Raw genomic sequence first — 18,547 nt, 5'->3', positions numbered from 1 at the left:
TTAAGCAGAGGTGTCTTCGACCCCCAACCCAAACCTCTCCTGTGTTACCGAAAGGCTGGTGGCCCGACTGTCAACAATCCGTCGGGTTGCGCCGATCTGCCGCCTGTCAAACGAGATTGATACATATGTGCGAACAACCGACGCAATCAGTGAATTAGCCAACGCATCCCGGTCATAGCCTGTTGCCAAAAACCGGGCCGCCGCTGAATCGCCCTCGCTTTCGATCCGGCCCCAAAGATCCGCTTCCCATCGGACGGTCGCACTGAGATCGGTTGTGGTGCTGGTATCGCGTTCACCTGCCGGAGTGCTTGCATCGGTCGTTGTGCGGGTCAGACCAGTGGTCGCCGTGGGACGCATCTGGCTGCGAGTGTTTCCAAGCTCCAGTTCCGACTGCAGCACCCGAAAGGAAGCTGCGGCGAGGTCGGGATTGTCTGCTAGAACCTGTCCGATTAGCCCGCTAAGCTCCGCGCTACCGAGACTATGCCACCAGTTTGATGACACCATCGGCAATGCGGAGGACGGGAGCCCCGAGGAGAAGGCTCGGGCCACAGTCAGCTCGGCTGTCGGGGTCGGAACGAGATCAGCGGTGGGTGTGCAGGCTGCGAGAAGACCACTAACCATCACGAACGTCACCGAACGACGTGATATAGGCATATCAGGACCCTCCGCGCTGACTGAAGTGCAAGGACTGACCCGAAGGTCTTGGCCTGCGCCGCCGGATTGCGTCCCCGATGACCAACAGTGAAACCCACAGGATCAACCGTGGATTGACAGTCGGCGAAATGGTCGATGGTGCAGAATACCAGCCATCAAGCGAGTTACTCAGCACCGGATAGCAGGCCGCGACACAAGCCCCAGCATCATAAGGGCGCCATATTCCCGTGCTGCCGTCTCCATCTCTGGTGTGCGCCCCTGCTCGGCATCGCGGTTGACCATGTAGAAAGGCGCGCCGTCATCGCTCAGAAAGAAGTCGAGAAAGGCCTGTGAACCCGCGCCCTCGTCTCGGTCCACGGTATCAAAAAAGTTCCCAAAGACGGCGCGGACGTCCGCTTCACTCAAAGAGCCACGCAAAGGCCGATGCCACGCGATGAATGCCGCATAGAAAGGGGTCGGACCAGTCCAAAGTGTTACGTTACATTTCATATTGCTATTGTCCGTTCATAGCGCAGCCAAAGGTTGCCCGTCCGGTGATCGGGGCAACTGATCTATCGGCCCCTGATAAGATGCTCCATCCTCAAGCCGGATCACGTTCACCTCGTTGATCTCAAACTCTAACCGGTGGTGTTCGTTGACAGTGCTTTCAACACGAACGCCACCTGTCAGACCTGCGCCGGTGATGCGCGTGATATCCGCGATATGGAAAAACGTGCGGTTATATATGGTTTGATAGGTGAACTTCCCATCGTGGGGGCATCCGGGGGAGCGTAAGGCAATCGCTTTTGCCGCATCCCCCTGTCGAGGCTCGTTCTTGAACCAATGCGGTGCTGTCAAGCCTGGAGAGAACGCAGCATAGGCCTCGACCGTCCAATCCGTCGTCACCCATACTTCACCGCGGATGGTGTCGATCAGTTCAAATCCGACGGGCTGTCCGGCTGTGTCTGGACTAATTCTGATGCAGTAATCACGGCTCTGGGTTCCTGTGAAGGCGAAGCCCAAGGTCACGGCCAAGAGTGTCGTGGCGAAGAATAAAAGCGAATTCATCAATCTGATCCGTTTTTTAAAGAAAAGGCGCCGCACCAGAGGATTCTGGGGGATGGGGCAAGATCCGCTGGCGCGGCGCAGATGTCGCCGCCGGGTGAGTGGTGGCAAAGCTTGGCGACGACGGGTCCGCAGGTCAGTGCCTTGTCGTCATTGGGTGGCCGGTAACTCTTGCGGAGAGACGACACCGTCACCGTTCGCATCAATGTGCGCGAAGGCGCGGGCATGCATGCCGCGTGCACTGATCCTTGCTGCTTGGCCAAGACCATCGGCGGCATTCAGATCAATGAAGGTGGCAAACTCGGCGTATGCGAGCACGCCATCGCCATTCGCGTCCGCCTGCCGATAGTTTTCGGCGCCAAGTTCGGCCTGTTGCGCTACTGCGGGAACGGCCAGCGTGACGGACGCGCTTAAGACGGTTGTCAGTATTAAGTGGTTCGGGCGGGTCATTTGGTTTCTCCTTTCACATCGCGTTCAGCGAGAGATCGTAAGCTGGAAAGTGGCGGTTTCGCCTGATGGTCCGGTGATCGATCGCGGCCGTGTACATGTTTCGTCTTCACAGGCCGTGTTTCCCGATCTTGCAAGGCTGCTCGGCTTACGTCCCGGCTGTGTCTGATTTGTCTCGAACCTTGAGCTGGCCAAGAATCTGTTCTTCCACGTGGCGGCGTGCCTGAGTGTCACCGCACGAATTTGCGTCCGTCCATTCCCGATAAAGGCGGGCGCGGTCAGTGTCAGATAAAGGTGGAAGCTCTGGATCCGTCTTTTGATCTTGACAAGCCTCTTTTGCCGCCGTTCGGGTTTGATTTGGTTTGCCTGGACTGGTCATGTCCGCTCCTTGCTCATCTGGGACCGGCTTTTTCCGGTCTTTGGTTTTGCTGTGAACAAGGATAGGCGCGCGGCGTCACGCCCATATAAATAGCGCGAAACCATGTGTATTTTTTTGTCGAGAACATGTAACAATGTGTAACGATCGCTGCTGTGACTTGCCGGAGGCTGGTGTGCCGTGAATATTGCGGATATGACACTGCCTGCGCCGCTTATCCTGCTGGTCGACGACGACCCCGGCATCCGGGACCTTTTGAGAGACTTCCTTGAAAGGGAAGGTTTTGCTTTGGACACCGCGTCAGATGCGACCGAGATGGATACAAAGCTGGCCCAGCTGCGTCCTGATCTGATCGTTCTGGACCTTATGCTGCCCGGAGAGGATGGTATCTCGATCTGCCGTCGCCTTTCGCGCGACGGGGCACCGCCGATCATCATGCTAACCGCAAAGAACGACGAGATTGACCGCATCCTTGGCCTTGAAATGGGGGCTGATGACTATGTTGCAAAGCCTTTTGCACCGCGGGAGTTGCTGGCCCGCATCCGCGCGGTCCTACGCCGGGCCTCGACGCCGAAGGCTGCTGATGGGACGCCTAAGTTGGCTTTTGACCGGTTCGTGATTGAAGTCGATGCGCGTCAGGTGTTTGCCCTAGACGGCACGCGCATTCCGCTGACCAGCGGAGAGTTCGACCTTCTGGCTTGTTTTATCCATCGCCCGCGCCGGGTTCTTTCGCGGGACCAGATCCTGGACGCGTTGCGCGGGCGTGGGGCTGAACCCTTTGACCGGACTGTTGATATGTTGGTGTCGCGCCTTAGGCGGAAACTAACTGAACATGGCGCGGATCAGGACCTGATCAGTACAGTCCGGAATGTAGGCTATCTTCTGACAAAGACCGTCAAGGAGATATCATGACCGGTGGACGCGTCATTCGCTGGCGGATCGGTGTCATGTTCATCATCGGGTTTCTGGCCGTTGTGACCATCCCGATCGCATTGTTCTACGCTCTTCGCGGCCCAGACATAACAACTGCACTGCCGCCGCCTAGCCAGTTGCAGGCCATGGTTCGGCTGGCAGAGGAGGCCTCCCCTCAAGAACGTATCCGTGCATTTGAAGCGCTTCGCTCTGCCCAGATGTCCGTCCGTGTCGCATCGGATGCCGAAGTTGAAACAAACCTTGAACTTCTATGGTCAGACGACCATGCACAGTCAGGGGCCTACCGCGCAGCACTTGGCGCGCGCGCATTGGCGGTCTATGCCCTGCCGCGATCCCTGTTCTCGAACGGCTTTGGTCGGCCGCTTTGGGCAGTCGAATTCAGGGTTGGCCTAAAGACGGGCGGTGTCCTGATCGTGGCATATGAAGGGGCTGCATTGTTCACCCCAGCGGGCGTTCCGGTGGGTTTTCCAACAGCTTTTCTTGGGGTGCTCATCGCATTTGTCACCCTTCTGTGGCTTAATCGTGAATTTCGCGCGGTCTTGCGCCTTGCACGTGCCGTCGAAACGTTGGACCCTGCCAACCCCGACGCTGCATTGCCTGACATTCGTGCCGGAAGCCCGGAAGTCCGCCTGTTGATCGAGGCGTTCCAGAAACAGCAGGCGCAGGTTTCGACTTTGCTCAAAGCCAGGTCGGCCTTGATCGGTGGCATTCAACACGATGTTCGAACTTTCGCGACGCGGCTTCGTCTTCGTATTGAGAAGCTGGCCAGTATCGGGGATCGACGACAGGCTGAAACGGACATCACCGATCTGGTTTCGCTGATGGATGGCGCACTGCTGGCAACGCGCAGCGAGGCGGGCAGGCTTGATCTGGAACTGATCGATTTTGCGGATTTGGTAGCTGACGAAGTCGAAGACCGGTGGGCAGCGGGCTTTAAGATCGATCTTGCCGTTGCACACACGAAAGCCGACTACGAAGTATTGGCGGACCGCGTGGCACTGCGGAGGGTTTTGTTCAATCTTGTCGAGAACGCACTGCGATACGGTACATCAGCACATGTCGCCATAAGCGCGAATGAGCACTGTGTAACTCTCTACGTGGATGATGAAGGTCCCGGCATTCCAAAAGACAGCCGTGACGAACTGATGCAGCCGTTTTCCCGGTTAGAAGCTTCACGGTCCCGTCAAACCGGGGGGCCGGGCTGGGTCTGGCTATCGTTCAGACCCTTGTCGCTGCCCATGACGGTGATGTCTCGATCTTGGATGCGCCTGAAGGTGGTGCCCGTTTCGTCGTAACCTTGCCAAAGTTTTCAAGTTCGACCAATCGCCAAAACTGATCAATGGACTGCAATGACGCTGTTTGCTGCACCACAACCCTCGTCTGGCGCCAGCACAAGTGCCTAGGCCGAAGATTCGGCCTTTGTTCCACGCGGGACGAAGTGTCCGAATAGCCGACAGCTTTGGCAAAGAATAGCTTACTTATGCGGCTCAGACGCCGCGTTTGGTACCGCGTTCCGGAAACTGGCGAGGGCGTAAGCTATGGGTTTCGGCCCTCAACGATATCAGGTGATTGTCCCATCGCAATGCGGCATGTGTGGTTGTCTGATCACTATTCAGCCCGACAATCTTGCCCGTACCCGTGGTCACGATCACTTCACCGGGTGCATTGGCCACGCCACATGCGTCTTCAAGCGGGGTTTGGTTGGTCAAGGCGCCGACCGTCGCGTCAAAGCGCTGTACCAGGCCACCGCGGGGCGATGTGGCAATCACCTCAGCCCCGCTTTGTCCAAAGGTGATGCTGCCAACATAGCCCTGCATCTGGCGCAGCGCCGTACTTTCGATTGAAAAGAGATGCGGTGCCTTGGCACGCATATGCGTGCCGACCAGCGGCAAAGCTGGGCCATCGCCTTGCCACTGCATGCCAAAGGCCACGTTGCCATCATGGGCCACGCTGAGATGCCGGATTGAGTTCTTATGGTAGTCGGGATCGAGCGTTACCACCTCAACAACCTTACCATCCGCAATGTAGCTCAAGTTTGGTCGCATCGTCGCGATGTTCAGTTTGGTGCGACCGCTGTCCGGATGCGTGTCGATGCCGCCATTGGCGACCACCAGCGTATCGGTATCTGGCAATCGTTTGATGTCATGCGGCCCGATGCCACCGCTGGCAAACTCTGCCGCGCGCTGGAAACCGGCGGACACGTCCCACACGCCAACACGCCCGGTCCCTGCCTCGTAGTCGTTTTCGGTTGTAAACAGCCATGCACCATCCTGGCTAAAGGCGCCGTGTCCGTAAAAATGCCGCCCCTGAGGCGCGTTAAGCATGGCGATGGATTGGCCTGATGCGCAGTCAACCACGACTGCAAACGCCCCGGGACGGCGGGCAAAAGCCACGGCCAGCGGTTTTATCGGATGTGCCGCTGCGGCGTGGCCACGGGTAGGCAGCGGGATCTGAAACAGAATGTCCCGATCCGTACTGATCCCACAAAGCACATAGGCACCATCTGCCCGTGCGGCCGCTGACAGAAACGCAGGTGATCCCGCGTCAGCCCACGTCGGCAGTGGCGCGAGGCCTGTTGCCAAAAGCCCAGTAAGGAATTGCCTGCGGTTCGCCATCAATCACCGTCAAGCGCGTTGAACCCGGACGCCACGCCGAGGCTGGTTCCCAGATCATTGCTTGCAATCTCGCGGATTTCTTCGACGCGGCTGCGGATCGCCTCAACCTTGATGCGCGAGACGGGGTTGGCGACACCCGCAAAGGCGGGGTCGTCAAGTGCGTCAATCTGAGCCTGCGCGCGTGCAAAGGCGGCCAACAGCTCCTCTTGTAACGCGGGGTCGTCCTGTGACAGCCGCTCCCCCAGATCAGCCAAATTTGTGAGGGCAACCGAGACATGACGGGCAGAGCGTTCCGAGCGCCATGCCTCTGCCCTTCTGGGACGCGGACGATCGAAGGTGCCCAAGGGCCGGGCCAACCGCGCGTCAGAGGTCAATTGCAGCCCCGTGGTCAGAGCTTTGAAGAGTTCTTGCTGGGCCTCGAGGTCGGACCGGTAGAGCCCGTCATCGGTGGGGTTGGTCAACAGTGCAGCATAGGTGCTTTGCCAATCGGTGGCGATGTCCTGCGTCAGGTTTGCGATATCGGCGGCGACGGTCTGGACCAATTGGCAGCGATAGTCATCATCACCTGCAGTACTGATTGTTGAATCATAAAGCAGGAACTCCATGGCAAAAAAGCCACGGGCTGCAATGGACATGTCGCGGTAAGCTTCAGCACTTTGCGCAATCGGGTCTGCGTCGCTGATCAATGTGGCCAGTGCTTTGGGTGTGGCGCCCCGGCTATCGGGCCAGAAAGCGAGCGCAAAGGCACGGTCTTCGGTTTCTGTTGGGCCAAAACGCATATGGCTGACGGCGATCCATGCGTCGAAGGCCGTGCCATAAGCCGCGCGTAGTGGTGTGGATGTGGCGGTGCAATCGCGGGTAGCTGCGTCAGAGAGGGCCTGGCCACTTGCCCCGAGCGCATTGAAACGTGGCAGGATGTGATTTTCTACGATATCCGTTGTGATTGTTTGCGCTGACGCAAAAGCGGGCAGCGCAGCAACGGTGCAAGCCAGAAGAAAGGTTCTCATAGGGATTCCAAAAATTTGATCAGGGCATCGCGATCTTCTGATGGCATCTCGACAACGGCATCGCGTTGGGCTTGTGCTTCGCCGCCATGCCACAGGATGGCTTCGAGTAAGGACCGCGCCCGACCGTCGTGCAAGAAATAGGTGTGGCCGCTGACCTGCTCGGTCATACCGATGCCCCAGAGTGGCGGGGTTCGCCACTCATACCCATTCGCCTGCGCCTCTGGCCGGTGATCAGCCAGCCCTTCGCCCATGTCATGTAACAACATATCGGTATAAGGCCAGATGAGTTGAAAGCTTTGCGCGGGCTGGTCTTCCAGGCGGTGCGTCACGAAACTTGGTGTATGGCAGGCTACACATCCTGTGGTGTGGAATACCTGCTTGCCGTGTAGCACCTGCGGATCATCGACGTCGCGCCGCGCAGGTACGGCCAGATTTTGGCTGTAGAAGGTCACCAGATCGAGGATTTCCGCATCAATTTCATGCACACGGTCATCGCCATCACCATGAATCGCATTTTGGCATGCGACCTGCGTTTCTGTGCATTCGCCAGCGCCATTGGGGTTGATCGGTGATGAAATTCCGATGTCGCCGGCAAAGGCGTCGGCAGATTGCTGGCGCACGGTTGGGTTGCTTAGCTTTCAGGCCGAACCGCCCGAGCATATATTGATCATACTCCTTGGACCAGACGATATTGGGTCTGCCGGACACACCATCGCCATCCAGGTCATCCGGATCAGCATTTGCAAGGATATCCGTCGCCGGGATAGCCTCAAGCAGGCCGAGCCCAATCATTTGTGGTGCTACGCGCGGTGAAAGCATGATGTCGGGATGCAAGGGGCCGTAGTTGAGATCGGTGAGCCCGTATTCAGGGCGGCGGAGCGACACGACTTCGCCATCTGATAACAAGACCTCCTCCTCGGTATAGGTGATCTGGATCTGCGCTTCGGCATCAAACCCCTGAACCGAGAAGTCCTGAATTTGCTCACCATAATTGGGATCAGGCAAAGTGGCGAGGTAAGCCTCCAGTTCTGCTGTCTTTTCGCGGTATCCGCCGGGGATCGACACGCGCATCAGCATCGAGATAGCGTTGTCATCGCCGTATTCAGGTGGGTGGCCGCGTCCATCCTTGATATGGCAGCGTTGGCAGGACCGCGCATTGAACAGTGGTCCCAGCCCGTCCGAGGCCAGAGTAGACGCGGGCGATGACACCCAGAGTTTGCGGAACAGGCCGTTGCCTACCTTGAAGGTCAGCTCTTCTTCAAACGCAATGTTGCCCGAGGGTTGCGAGAATGCATCGGCGTTGCTGCGCGCCCGTACTGTGGCTGCACCGGCGCTAAGCTCTTCGAATGCACTGGCTTGCGAAAAGTCGGTAGGTAGCGCTGTGACAGCGGCGATTCGGGCGGCTTCGTCTGCCGTGCGCGGGATAAAATTGAGATGTGGGTCGCTAAATGGATCAGCAGCAGCGAAATTTGGAGTTGAAAAAACCACAATTCCGAGAATTTTCACGATTTGGCGCATCAACGGTCTTTCAATATTTTGGATACCCTATAATTATAGTCAGGAAAAAGAAACTGCGAGGGTTTTCTGCCCCGCGCTGCGAAAGTCTGTTGCGACATGCTGTCACTGTCACCGCTTCTAGATGTCCCCGAGGCTCCGCGCCCAGCACATGCTTTGCCGGGGGAATGGCGGGGTGTTCTGAATGCACTGCGGGTCACAGCACTGGGCTGCCGGACGGCTGCACGGACGGACCTGTTCGAAGCTTGTGCTTTGATTTCCAACAAAGAAAATACGGCGCGCGATGCATTTGCCCAAGCATTGTTCCGATGCCTGAGCCAGGCGGTCAGCACCAAGCCAGTGTTCTTTCAGCCCGGTACGGTCGAGATGTCATTTGATGAGTCTTGGTTGATCCGTGCATTGATTGCATCACGCACCGGCGACGGTGACAGTCTGGCCTTTCTGATCCGGTCGCGGGTACCAAAAATCCACCAGCGGCAGATCGCCTTTTTGATCAAAGGCATATCTGACCAGTTTTCTCAGACTTAGAATTATTCTAAAAAGTCCTTGCCTCCTGATATTGGAGCGTTATGTAGGTTGGCACAAGCCAGCCAGCGCTATGCCAGCCAGCCAGACTTTTATATCCATTGGAGACCGGCCATGACACAGACAGCCAGCGCACTTAGCACAGACGCCAAAACCGCAATTGCAGACGCTCTAAACCAATCTGTGGCCGAGACGGCGGTGACAACGATGCTGGCGCAGAACTTTCACTGGAACGTAAAAGGCATGGCATTCGGGCCCTTGCACGCCTTGTTTCAGGAAATCTACGAAGATCACTTTACCGCGCAGGATGATCTGGCCGAACGTATTCGTGCCATTGACGCCCATGCCGAAGGCACGCTTGCAGGTATGCTGAAGCGGTCAAAGATTGATGAGCATGATGGCCATGCCACGGACAAGGAAATGATCAAGATGATGCAGGATGCGCAAGAGGCGCTGGCTGCAACAATTGCTGGTTGTGGTGAGTTGGCCGCCAAGCATGGCGATACACTGACCGAAGATCTGTGCATTGCGCGTGGGCAGACGCATGAAAAATTCGCATGGTTCCTGCGGTCACACTTGGCATGAGCATCCGACAGTAGTTTAGACATAGGCGAGCCTTCGTTGGCTCGCTTTTGTGTAGAAAGTCGACTTGCAAGAGAGCTTTATTCTACCGATCTGTATCGCACCTAAAACGGCATAGAGATTGTACAATGTGGCGCAGCAGATATCCCAAAAAGAGTGCAAATCTCCTGATTTTGCGAGCTTCATAAACGGCAGCTGGTGCGACGTTTTCTTGCTTCAATGTCTTTGCGGGAATCCATGGAAATGTACGTTTCAAGAACCGGCACTGACACGCCAGCGACAACCTTGCCACTGGTTACCCCGATTTCTTCAGTGGAATCCACGCCAAACACTGCAAGACAGGCGAATTTCAACAATAACCGGTCGGCTTAGCAGACATGCGGCAGTCAGGTTGACTTTGACACCATTGTCATTTTCTCCGCGTAAGCGCAGGTGAAAACGCCCGCGACAACGTTTCCTGCGGCCCCCGAAGCGTGCAGCGGGGCAGCTACCGCATGGGGCCAATAATCACCTTTGAGAGGTGACTACGACACCCTCCAACCCTAGCCTGCGGTCATGCAATGAAAAAGGGCGCCGCGAGAACGGCGCCCTTTCTTGTCAGGAGAGGTGGCAGGATTATTCCCAACCAACCTGGTTAAAGATTTCCTGCGCTGCAGGCACGTTCTTGGCAACGGCTGTCAGATCAACCGCATCGGGGCGGAACAGACCCATGGACGCAACGGAGGCCGCAAGGCCAACCCCTGGCACAGCTGGGTATTCGTCGTTACCCGCGCTGAAGTAATCCTGTGCCTGATCGGATGCGAGGTATTCGAGGAACTTGATCGCGTTGTCACGGTTTGGCGCATTTGCCGCCACACCACCGCCGGACAGGTTCATATGTGCACCTTCAGCGTTTTGCGCAGGGAAGATCCAGCCGATGTTGGCCATTGCGTCCGCTGGCAGGCCGTCGACATCTTTGCGCAGGGCACGCGCAAAATAGTAGGTGTTCGAGATCGAGATATCACACTCGCCCGAGACCAGACCGCGCAGCTGATCGGTGTCACCACCCTGTGGATCACGCGCGAAGTTGTTCACAAAGCCCTGCGCCCATTCGGTGGCTGCTTCTGTACCGAAGTTTTCGATAATCGCGGAGACCAGTGTCTGGGAATAGACGTTGGTCGAGGACCGGTGGCAGACCATGCCTTCATAGGCAGGATCAGCAAGAGAGACATAGTCCATAGGTGGGTTTGCGACATCTGTTTTGTCGTAGAAGATGATCCGGGCACGCTGGCTGAAGCCGAACCATTCGTTGTCGGCATCTTGCAGGTTTTCAGGAATGCGCGCTTCCAGCACATCGCTCTCAATGGATTGCAGGACGCCGGCGGCCTTCGCGCGCTCAAGACGAGATGTATCAACCGTCAACAGGATATCAGCGGGCGAGTTGACGCCTTCCGCTTCCATCCGTGCGATCAGCTCATCCGCATTTGCTTCAATACGGTTGATCGTAATGCCTGTCATTTCGGTGAAGTCAGAATACAGACGCTCATCCGTGTCATAGTGACGAGAAGAATAGAGGTTCAGTTCGCCTTCAGCAAATGCCGATGATGCGATTGCTGTTGCAACGGTCGCGGAGGCAAGCAGTACTGTGGTGGTCTTTCTCATTGTCGTCTCCCAAAATATATCAGCGAGTATTTTACTCAGGTTTCCCATTTAGCAGCGATTTCGTAGAAGTAAAGTTTCCTGATAAAAGTTGTCGGATTGACATATCCTATAAAATCACTCAGGTTTGAACTCAAGATTTAGCCACCCCTGTTTTCAACAAGGGAAGCCCGGAATTTTGCCAAATGAAAGGACTTCTCGTCATGCCAAAAAAATTGGACGCACAGAAAGACCCCGTTTGTGATGATCGCCTGCAGGTCCCAACAAAGGCCGAGTTTCTCGAGGTTTTGCATAGCGATAGCAGCCGCGCAGGCCTGCCTCTGGAATGGATGCTGGACCGCTGCGCAGATCGCGAGAGGACAGTTTGATGGGACTCCATAAAGTGATGCAAACAACAGAGATCCCGACCAAACAACTGCCGCGCTATGACGCACGCGATCTGATCGAGGATGGCGATCAAGCGCATATCATCCTCGACGATCAGGTTTACGTGCTGCGAATCACACGGGCCGGAAAGCTCATTCTCACAAAATGAATATGATGCCGACACACCGCGGCGGCGCAACGGTTGGCCGCCTGCAAGACTATGACGATCTGGCGGCAACGGCGGTGGTTTATCTGCGTATGTGGTGTGATAGCCCAAAAACGCAAAGCACCGTGATCACCGATCTGGTCAACACACTTGGCAGCGGCAAAGGCCACAAAGCGATCGAAACCTTCGCCGATCTGTGCGGCATGTGCATTCAACACGGGCGCTTACCACTGGTCCGCCATGACGTGAACTGCAAATGCGTCGGCGCCGATGAAGCCAGTTTTGCCCATTTCATCGCGACCGCCGCCGAAGGTCAGCGCGAAGATGCGATGCTGATCGCTATTCTGCTGGTGCGCCCGGATATGGCTGCCGCTGTGACGACGCTTGCCATGCATTTCGGCTTTGCGCTGAAACAAATGAAACTCGCCACGCCACGCGCGATGGCCCAGACCTCAATCTATCAACCAACTCTTCACTAACAGGGAATAAAACTATGAGATCCACATATCTTGCGTCAACGGCACTCTGCCTGGCACTCGCGACGCCTGCATTGGCTGTCGAGAAAACCGACGTTCTGGACAACTATGCCGATATTGCTGCGGCCAAATACGCAGACAGCCTCAGCTCGGCGCAGGTTCTGCAAACAGCGGTAAACGCACTTGTCGCTGACCCCTCTGCCGAAAACCTGGAAGCCGCCAAAGATGCTTGGCTTGCCGCGCGCGTGCCTTACCAGCAGACCGAAGTCTTCCGTTTTGGCAATGCAATCGTGGATGACTGGGAAGGCAAAGTGAACGCATGGCCATTGGACGAAGGTCTGATCGACTATGTTGATGCATCCTACGGTGGCCCAACCGATGAAAACGAGGCAGCGGCACTGAACGTCATTGCGAACGCATCGTTCACCCTTGGCGGTGAAACAGTTGATGCATCATCCATCACACCAGCCCTGCTGGAAGACACTCTGCAAGAAGCCGACGGCGTCGAAGCGAATGTCGCCACCGGATATCACGCCATCGAGTTCCTTTTGTGGGGGCAGGATCTGAACGGACACGGCACAGGTGCAGGCAACCGTCCCTGGACAGATTATGCGATGGGCGACGCCTGTACCGGTGGAAACTGTGATCGTCGGGGCGAATATCTGGTCGCGGCGACTGATCTTCTGATCTCTGATCTTGAGTACATGGCCGCACAATGGGTTGATGGCGGCGACGCCCGCGCAGAGCTGACATCGGATGTTGACGCCGGTATCGCAGCCATTCTGACGGGCATGGGTTCACTGTCTTACGGTGAAACCGCAGGCGAACGCATGCGCCTTGGCGTGATGCTGAACGACCCCGAAGAAGAGCATTCCTGCTTTGCCGACAATACGCACAACGACCACTTCTACAACGGTGTAGGCATCCAGTCAGTCTATCTGGGCAGCTACACGGGTGTCGACGGTACAATCACATCAGGCCCTTCCTTGTCTGAACTGGTCGCTGAAGCTGACCCGGCGCTTGACGCCGAGATGCGTATGAAGCTGTCTGATGCCGTTCTGGCCCTTGGACGGATCAAAACAGCCGCCGAGGCAGGCTTTACCTACGACATGATGCTGGAACGCGGTAACGACGCCGGTGAAGCATTGATCATGGGTGGCGTGAACGGTTTGATCGACCAGACCCGTTCGATCGAACGCGTGATTGCGGTGCTTGGGGCCGATGGCATTGAGATCGAAGGTTCTGACAGCCTCGATAATCCAGACGCGGTCTTCCAGTAAGCCTCTTCGCTTACTAGATACCAAAGGCAGCCCTTCATCCCGGGGCTGCCTTTTTGCGTCGGAGCCCGGCATGTCCAAAACACCTAGCCCCTGTATTGATGTCTGTAAGTTCAAACGCCAAGGCCATTGCATTGGCTGTTCCATGACCAAAGTGCAGAAATCTCTGTTCAAATCACTCAAGAAAGACAGCCACCGCGCCGCCTTTGTCGAGATGCTGATGGCACAGCAGGCGCAGATGGGCAAATACGGCGGCTGGAAAATCGCCTACACCAAAAAGTGTAGGAAGAAGGGCGCCAAGGTGCCCTTCGATGTAACGGATGCCGCTTAGCGCAGTTAAACAACAAGCCGTGTGCAGGGTGCGAATTCGCCACAACTGGGCCGAAAACAGTTTTCGGTATTTCGTTTTCCTATCGTCGCCTGCGATGTCTGACATGCGGCTCGAATTGTATGTCGGTCATGCGCCGTCCGCCTCCCGCTTTCGTAAGCGCCGCCCACAACGGAGGCGAAGGCGATGTTCTTTCAACTCTGGCTAAGAGAAACTACTGTGAAAGGCTCCAGCCTCTAAAGCAGTCGAGGATCGATGACAGAGCAACCAAATATCGTTGTCATTCTTGCCGACCATGTCGCCTTTGCGGGTCACTATGGCCAAGAGCGATACGCATACTGCTGGCCGGAGCTTGAACGCATCGCCCAACAAGGTGCATGGTTTGATCGCGCATACGCTATCACGCCGATCTGCACACCATCCCGGGCCAGTTTTTTGACCGGGAAACGCCCTGACAAACACGGGCTGCGCTGGAACTCTGAATATCCAATTCCGCACAACCGCAAAGAGTTCCGTGATGATGAAGAGCTTTATGCCGACCACCTCTCCGCAGCCGGTTATGACAACTATTACTTCGGGAAATGGCACTGTGGGGTGGATAAAACGGCGGCAGATTATGGCATGAAGGGTTGGAGCCTTCCCGAATACGGCAATTTGTACGCGAGCGAGAGATACAAAAAATACCTGAAAGCCATTGGCGAAGCCCAACCGCGATGCCGCATTGAGCATCATCTGCTGCGGCCGGAACTGAATGGTACCGAAGTATTGATGGATCCCGCAGAACCATGGGACTACATGGATGGTGCCGGTGTGCTGCTTGGCTCTCCTGAGGTGAACGAACAGTTCTTCGTGGCGAATATGGCATGTGATCAGCTCAAGGAGCTGGAACGTGCAAAACGACCATTTTCGATGGTGATCAGCATGTGGGGGCCACATCATCCATACTACCCAAGCCAGGCCTACGCAGATCTTATCGACCCATCAGAAATCCCGCGCTACCCAAGTTTTGACGAGGACCTGACAGACAAACCTTGGCGGTACCGCGTGCAGCGTGATCTGCGTTGCCAGCATCGTACGTTTGAACGCTGGCCTGAATGGCGGACCTGGCAAACTGTTCTGGCGCGGTGTTATGCAGCCGGGCTTCAAACGGACGCTGCAATCGGACGGGTTGCCGACCAACTAGACCAACTTGGGCTGTCCGATAACACGCTCTTTGTTGTCACGGCTGACCATGGCGATGGCATTGCCGCACACGGCGCAGGTTGGGACAAATACTCAACGTTTTCTGAGGAGGTCGGACGCATTCCACTCGTCATCCGGTATCCGGCTCGCATAGCGCCGGGTCATCGTAGCGCTCAGCCCGTCAGCCTGCTGGATGTGACAGCAACAATGGTGGAGGTTGCAAACGTAAGGGAGCTGAGCCACCCGCTTCCGATGGATGGTGAAAGCCTGATTGGAATTGCAGATGGAACCCGTGCCCGGGATGGGCTTTTTTGTGACCATTTTGGCCATTCGGGGGACGTAAGCTTCCAAAAGATTCTCTATCTGGACGGGTGGAAATACGTGTCTGTGTGGGGCGACGATGATGAGCTTTATTGTCTGGATGATGATCCCTTCGAGTTAAGTAACCGCCTCGACGACCCGGACACCTATGATCGCCAAACCATGATGCGCGAGATGATCATTGATCATATTGTGGAGCGTCGCGCCGAACGCAGCGGCTGGCAACCGGCGGAGTTTTGGGAAGCCGGCATCGTCTTTTCATCACCCGAATGGCCGCGCGAAGAGACCTTACAACTCTACAAACTGCGCACACAGCAGGGGTACGCTCTGTAACGTCACGGCTTTCTAAGCTGTCATGTGAACCGGACCCTTTATCGCGTTTCATGAGCAACAACAGATGTTCTGGGTGGCTATTTTGCATGCGGCTGTGAAAGCACCACGCCCCATTCAAAAAAGTAGTTATTCGTATAAGACCCTTTGTGAAGTATTTTGTGCGTGTTAACCTTCTTGCATGTGAAGGTTAGGGAACAGAACAATGACTAGTTTTAGAATGATTGGTGTGGTGGCGTGCGTTGCGACAACAGCATTGGGCGGTGCTGCAATTGCACAGGATTTTGAGCAGGATTGGGAAGGATTTTATGGTGGTCTCCATCTGGATGCGAGCATGTATTCGGTAACGACAACCGACCCAAACAACTCATTTTTGAACGATTTTCCAGAAGAGTCCCTTATCGTCGGGCACGGTGGCCTCATGGGGGGTTACAACTATAGGCTTGATGGAAATCTGCTGATCGGTGCGGAGCTTGATTACACGTCCGAATTGGCGATTGATGATTTCTTCAGTTCTAATGAAGCCGAGACAACCGGCCTTGAGCTTGATTGGCGTATTGAAGGCATTACAACGCTACGCGGACGTGCCGGTTTTGTTCAGGGGAATGCGCTAAGTTTTATCTCAATTGGCGTTGCAAACGCGACGATCAATATGGAAACGTTTGAGGTCGATACGGCCTCGACTGAACTGAGCTGCGACACGAGCACCTGTGCCAAGGCAACCGAAGATCTGCTGGGACTCACGGTTGGGGCCGGTGTTGATTGGGCTTTCCGCGAAGATTGGATCGGTCGCGTGGAGATCCAGCACTATGCATTTGAGAACGTCCAAACTCAGGTCTTGAACTCTGATGGCGACCCGTTTTGCGGTGAAACAGATCAATGTACCGTCGGCTATGCACCAGAAGTGACGTCTATCCGCTTCGGCGTCTCATATATGTTCTGATCGCCATAGACTAATGACGTTCACAGCATTGGTTGTGGGCGTTTTTGCTCTAACCTCGGGTCCCAAAAGAAAAAGGCGCGCTGGTCTGGCCCTGCGCGCCTTCCTTGATTGTCAGTTGCCACGTTTATGCCGCGTCGCTGTCTCCGTTACGTGCGGCAATGCGCTGCGTCATCGGTGTCAGGTTGTTCAGCGACTGCAGGTGCAGATAGCACAGCTCCAGCTCATCGGTTTTGGCCATCTCAGCCAGCGTTTCAGCAGGCAGGTTGCGCAGTTTTTCGCGGTTGATGGTTTTGAAGCCAGACAGTTGCGTCCGCTCACCACCGGCAAGGCTGAATTGTGCCTGGGCAGGTTCCAACAGATCAAGGTCTTGCAAGCGCTTGGCAAAGGCTTGGGTCCGGGTGAACTGGGCCTGATATTCAGTCGAGAACGCGAGAACGTTTTCAAGGTATTGCGTCCGCTGGCCATCGGCATCAAACAGTCGCTCGCCTTTGCCCTTTTTGTTCAGACCCTCGTATTCTTCGTCGATGCAAAGCGTGAAGGTTGACTGATCTTCGGACGCTGCAAACACGAACGGATAGCGGCGGAAGAACGCAGGCACATAACGCCCGTCCCAGCTGCCGTCTTCCTTGACGTGGGCATTGTTCCCTTCCTTCATTCCCAGAATAACCGAAGGGAACACAACATCGCCTTCGCCTGCAAAAATGATCGTGTACTCCATCGCGGAAGGCGCGAACTCAGCGGCCAGAACAGGAACAGAGTTTACTTCGCGGGCGAAGCTAAAATCGTTTTCGGCTTTGACCGACCATCCTTTGTGGGCTTCGATGGAAACGGGAACAGCCCGTTCGTAGATCATGAGTTGTTTTGCCATGCGGCGAAATCCTCTTTCTTGGTTTACCCCGGTGCGTTGCCGGGTGTCTGTGATGGTTAGGGTTTATAACAGGGTTACTGGCGTTAGTCCGCCGCAAAAATCCCAAAGATTGTGTTGCCGTTTGCGCCATTGACGGAAAAGACGCCGCCAGCCTCGACCGGGCCATTGGGGTCACCACCAAAGAACGCGCCACTTGCGCTTTCGGTGGTGCTGGGGCCAAGGGCTGGCTCGACAGGAGTAAGCCCACTGGCGAAACTGGTGAAACCGGTGCCGGTCCGTTCAAAGGTCGCATTGGCACCAGATGAGATCACCAGATCATCGATCCTGACGGTATCGAAAGGCATGCCATTCTCATTCAGCTCATCAATGACAACGTCGACCAGTCCGTTGGCAAAATCTGCGGTCAGTGTCAGCTCGCCATCGCTGCCAAAAGCGTCGCCGGGGGTTGCGCCATCACCGCCAAGAATGACGTCTACCCGGGCCTGCCCGGTGTAGTTGACCGTACCACTGTCGGTAGGCAGGTCTTGCGTCCGCGACACGACACCAACGATGTAATTGCCTTCAAAATCGCCATCATCCACCGTGACCGGCAGGAGGAAGTCGTAGTTTGTGTTCGCAAACACCGCCAGTTCAGACGGTGAAACGATTGTGCCATTGCTACCAAGCCAAGTTCCGTTGCTTTGCAACTCACCTTCAACAATCACGCCAGCAATGCTGAGTGTTCGCGGTTCGCGATCCAGCGTGCCAACTTGAACTTCGGTACCGTCGGGCAGCCCTGAAGGGGCCGAGCGTGTCAATCCAGCCGCTGCAATTGTCGAGGTGCCCGGTACACGGTTTTCGAAAGTTTGATAAGTGAAAACGGTTTGTGGTCCGCCACCACCACCGCCCCCGCAAGCTGCGAGTAGTCCGATCACCATCATCGCACTGTAAGTCTTGAAATGAAACATGATTACC

19 protein-coding genes and 2 pseudogenes are annotated in these 18,547 nt (G+C 55.8%); 11 read left to right on the top strand and 10 right to left on the bottom strand.

Annotated elements, in window-relative coordinates; genetic code table 11:
• The 4 genes from QTO30_RS13755 to QTO30_RS13740 all read right to left on the bottom strand — a co-directional run bounded on the left by QTO30_RS13755 (position 1) and on the right by QTO30_RS13740 (position 2,148).
• Positions 1-654: a TolC family protein gene (locus QTO30_RS13755; protein WP_340424668.1), complete on the bottom strand. Its 654-nt coding sequence runs from the start codon at positions 652-654 to the stop codon at positions 1-3.
• A gap of 168 nt (positions 655-822) precedes the next feature.
• Positions 823-1,143 carry a hypothetical protein gene (locus tag QTO30_RS13750; RefSeq protein WP_340424667.1) on the bottom strand — a complete coding sequence of 107 codons (321 nt, stop codon included), beginning with the start codon at positions 1,141-1,143 and terminating at the stop codon, positions 823-825.
• A 15-nt stretch (positions 1,144-1,158) separates the two neighbouring features.
• The gene (locus tag QTO30_RS13745) at positions 1,159-1,701 is read right to left on the bottom strand and encodes a hypothetical protein (RefSeq protein ID WP_340424666.1); all 543 of its coding nucleotides are present in this window, start codon (positions 1,699-1,701) and stop codon (positions 1,159-1,161) included.
• A gap of 147 nt (positions 1,702-1,848) precedes the next feature.
• A complete protein-coding gene (locus QTO30_RS13740) occupies positions 1,849-2,148 on the bottom strand; it encodes a hypothetical protein (RefSeq protein WP_340424665.1) in 300 nt (99 codons plus the stop codon).
• Positions 2,149-2,701: 553 nt separating this feature from the next.
• Here QTO30_RS13740 and QTO30_RS13735 point away from each other — a divergent pair.
• Both QTO30_RS13735 and QTO30_RS13730 read left to right on the top strand, forming a co-directional pair.
• The gene (locus QTO30_RS13735) at positions 2,702-3,433 is read left to right on the top strand and encodes a response regulator transcription factor (protein WP_340424664.1); all 732 of its coding nucleotides are present in this window, start codon (positions 2,702-2,704) and stop codon (positions 3,431-3,433) included.
• Positions 3,430-4,790, top strand: a pseudogene (locus QTO30_RS13730) (ATP-binding protein). The gene QTO30_RS13735 and the pseudogene QTO30_RS13730 overlap by 4 nt, the downstream one beginning before the upstream one ends.
• A 151-nt stretch (positions 4,791-4,941) precedes the next feature.
• Here QTO30_RS13730 and QTO30_RS13725 read toward each other — a convergent pair.
• The 3 genes and pseudogenes from QTO30_RS13725 to QTO30_RS13715 form a co-directional block, all read right to left on the bottom strand.
• Complete coding sequence (locus tag QTO30_RS13725; protein WP_340424662.1) at positions 4,942-6,069, bottom strand: DUF1513 domain-containing protein; 1,128 nt, start codon at positions 6,067-6,069, stop codon at positions 4,942-4,944.
• Positions 6,069-7,076 carry an imelysin family protein gene (locus tag QTO30_RS13720; RefSeq protein ID WP_340424661.1) on the bottom strand — a complete coding sequence of 336 codons (1,008 nt, stop codon included), beginning with the start codon at positions 7,074-7,076 and terminating at the stop codon, positions 6,069-6,071. The genes QTO30_RS13725 and QTO30_RS13720 overlap by 1 nt, the downstream gene beginning before the upstream one ends.
• Positions 7,073-8,594 (bottom strand): annotated as a pseudogene (locus QTO30_RS13715) (di-heme oxidoreductase family protein). Before QTO30_RS13715 ends, QTO30_RS13720 begins: the two are co-directional and overlap by 4 nt.
• Positions 8,595-8,690: 96 nt before the next feature.
• On the opposite strand from QTO30_RS13715, the gene QTO30_RS13710 reads away from it, so the two are divergent.
• Both QTO30_RS13710 and QTO30_RS13705 read left to right on the top strand, forming a co-directional pair.
• Positions 8,691-9,119, top strand: coding sequence for a hypothetical protein (locus tag QTO30_RS13710; RefSeq protein WP_340424660.1), 429 nt, complete (start codon positions 8,691-8,693; stop codon positions 9,117-9,119).
• A 111-nt stretch (positions 9,120-9,230) separates the two neighbouring features.
• Positions 9,231-9,701, top strand: coding sequence for a Dps family protein (locus tag QTO30_RS13705; protein WP_340424658.1), 471 nt, complete (start codon positions 9,231-9,233; stop codon positions 9,699-9,701).
• A gap of 612 nt (positions 9,702-10,313) precedes the next feature.
• Here QTO30_RS13705 and QTO30_RS13700 read toward each other — a convergent pair.
• Complete coding sequence (locus QTO30_RS13700) at positions 10,314-11,339, bottom strand: extracellular solute-binding protein (protein WP_340424657.1); 1,026 nt, start codon at positions 11,337-11,339, stop codon at positions 10,314-10,316.
• Between the two features lie 200 nt (positions 11,340-11,539).
• On the opposite strand from QTO30_RS13700, the gene QTO30_RS13695 reads away from it, so the two are divergent.
• The 7 genes from QTO30_RS13695 to QTO30_RS13665 all read left to right on the top strand — a co-directional run bounded on the left by QTO30_RS13695 (position 11,540) and on the right by QTO30_RS13665 (position 16,725).
• On the top strand, positions 11,540-11,704 hold the full coding sequence (locus QTO30_RS13695) for a hypothetical protein (protein WP_340424656.1): 165 nt from the start codon (positions 11,540-11,542) through the stop codon (positions 11,702-11,704).
• Positions 11,704-11,871: a hemin uptake protein HemP gene (gene hemP, locus QTO30_RS13690; RefSeq protein WP_445327154.1), complete on the top strand. Its 168-nt coding sequence runs from the start codon at positions 11,704-11,706 to the stop codon at positions 11,869-11,871. The genes QTO30_RS13695 and hemP overlap by 1 nt, the downstream gene beginning before the upstream one ends.
• Positions 11,872-11,873: 2 nt before the next feature.
• Positions 11,874-12,347 (top strand): hypothetical protein, encoded by a 474-nt coding sequence (locus QTO30_RS13685; protein ID WP_340424655.1) that lies wholly within the window; start codon positions 11,874-11,876, stop codon positions 12,345-12,347.
• Between the two features lie 14 nt (positions 12,348-12,361).
• On the top strand, positions 12,362-13,624 hold the full coding sequence (locus QTO30_RS13680) for an imelysin family protein (protein WP_340424654.1): 1,263 nt from the start codon (positions 12,362-12,364) through the stop codon (positions 13,622-13,624).
• A gap of 70 nt (positions 13,625-13,694) precedes the next feature.
• Positions 13,695-13,952 (top strand): DUF1289 domain-containing protein, encoded by a 258-nt coding sequence (locus tag QTO30_RS13675; RefSeq protein WP_340424653.1) that lies wholly within the window; start codon positions 13,695-13,697, stop codon positions 13,950-13,952.
• Positions 13,953-14,204: 252 nt separating this feature from the next.
• The gene (locus QTO30_RS13670; RefSeq protein ID WP_340424652.1) at positions 14,205-15,785 is read left to right on the top strand and encodes a sulfatase-like hydrolase/transferase; all 1,581 of its coding nucleotides are present in this window, start codon (positions 14,205-14,207) and stop codon (positions 15,783-15,785) included.
• A gap of 202 nt (positions 15,786-15,987) precedes the next feature.
• Positions 15,988-16,725: an outer membrane protein gene (locus QTO30_RS13665; protein WP_340424651.1), complete on the top strand. Its 738-nt coding sequence runs from the start codon at positions 15,988-15,990 to the stop codon at positions 16,723-16,725.
• A gap of 124 nt (positions 16,726-16,849) precedes the next feature.
• Here the strand turns inward: QTO30_RS13665 and QTO30_RS13660 are convergent, their stop codons facing one another.
• Both QTO30_RS13660 and QTO30_RS13655 read right to left on the bottom strand, forming a co-directional pair.
• The gene (locus QTO30_RS13660; protein WP_340424650.1) at positions 16,850-17,593 is read right to left on the bottom strand and encodes a SapC family protein; all 744 of its coding nucleotides are present in this window, start codon (positions 17,591-17,593) and stop codon (positions 16,850-16,852) included.
• Positions 17,594-17,676: 83 nt separating this feature from the next.
• A complete protein-coding gene (locus QTO30_RS13655; protein ID WP_340424649.1) occupies positions 17,677-18,540 on the bottom strand; it encodes a hypothetical protein in 864 nt (287 codons plus the stop codon).
• Positions 18,541-18,547: the final 7 nt, after the last annotated feature.

Source organism: Yoonia sp. GPGPB17 (assembly GCF_037892195.1).
GTDB lineage: Bacteria > Pseudomonadota > Alphaproteobacteria > Rhodobacterales > Rhodobacteraceae > Yoonia.
The sequence above is the reverse complement of the archived record's forward strand: the minus strand, read 5'-3'. Positions and strand labels throughout refer to the sequence as shown.

Bases quoted from the DNA above. Each gene is read 5' to 3' on its own strand.
- QTO30_RS13755 (WP_340424668.1), bottom strand. From the start codon at position 654: ATGCCTATATCACGTCGTTCGGTGACGTTCGTGATGGTTAGTGGTCTT.
- QTO30_RS13750 (WP_340424667.1), bottom strand. From the start codon at position 1,143: ATGAAATGTAACGTAACACTTTGGACTGGTCCGACCCCTTTCTATGCG.
- QTO30_RS13745 (WP_340424666.1), bottom strand. From the start codon at position 1,701: ATGAATTCGCTTTTATTCTTCGCCACGACACTCTTGGCCGTGACCTTG.
- QTO30_RS13740 (WP_340424665.1), bottom strand. From the start codon at position 2,148: ATGACCCGCCCGAACCACTTAATACTGACAACCGTCTTAAGCGCGTCC.
- QTO30_RS13725 (WP_340424662.1), bottom strand. From the start codon at position 6,069: ATGGCGAACCGCAGGCAATTCCTTACTGGGCTTTTGGCAACAGGCCTC.
- QTO30_RS13720 (WP_340424661.1), bottom strand. From the start codon at position 7,076: ATGAGAACCTTTCTTCTGGCTTGCACCGTTGCTGCGCTGCCCGCTTTT.
- QTO30_RS13710 (WP_340424660.1), top strand. From the start codon at position 8,691: ATGCTGTCACTGTCACCGCTTCTAGATGTCCCCGAGGCTCCGCGCCCA.
- QTO30_RS13705 (WP_340424658.1), top strand. From the start codon at position 9,231: ATGACACAGACAGCCAGCGCACTTAGCACAGACGCCAAAACCGCAATT.
- QTO30_RS13700 (WP_340424657.1), bottom strand. From the start codon at position 11,339: ATGAGAAAGACCACCACAGTACTGCTTGCCTCCGCGACCGTTGCAACA.
- QTO30_RS13695 (WP_340424656.1), top strand. From the start codon at position 11,540: ATGCCAAAAAAATTGGACGCACAGAAAGACCCCGTTTGTGATGATCGC.
- hemP (WP_445327154.1), top strand. From the start codon at position 11,704: ATGGGACTCCATAAAGTGATGCAAACAACAGAGATCCCGACCAAACAA.
- QTO30_RS13685 (WP_340424655.1), top strand. From the start codon at position 11,874: ATGATGCCGACACACCGCGGCGGCGCAACGGTTGGCCGCCTGCAAGAC.
- QTO30_RS13680 (WP_340424654.1), top strand. From the start codon at position 12,362: ATGAGATCCACATATCTTGCGTCAACGGCACTCTGCCTGGCACTCGCG.
- QTO30_RS13675 (WP_340424653.1), top strand. From the start codon at position 13,695: ATGTCCAAAACACCTAGCCCCTGTATTGATGTCTGTAAGTTCAAACGC.
- QTO30_RS13670 (WP_340424652.1), top strand. From the start codon at position 14,205: ATGACAGAGCAACCAAATATCGTTGTCATTCTTGCCGACCATGTCGCC.
- QTO30_RS13665 (WP_340424651.1), top strand. From the start codon at position 15,988: ATGACTAGTTTTAGAATGATTGGTGTGGTGGCGTGCGTTGCGACAACA.
- QTO30_RS13660 (WP_340424650.1), bottom strand. From the start codon at position 17,593: ATGGCAAAACAACTCATGATCTACGAACGGGCTGTTCCCGTTTCCATC.
- QTO30_RS13655 (WP_340424649.1), bottom strand. From the start codon at position 18,540: ATGTTTCATTTCAAGACTTACAGTGCGATGATGGTGATCGGACTACTC.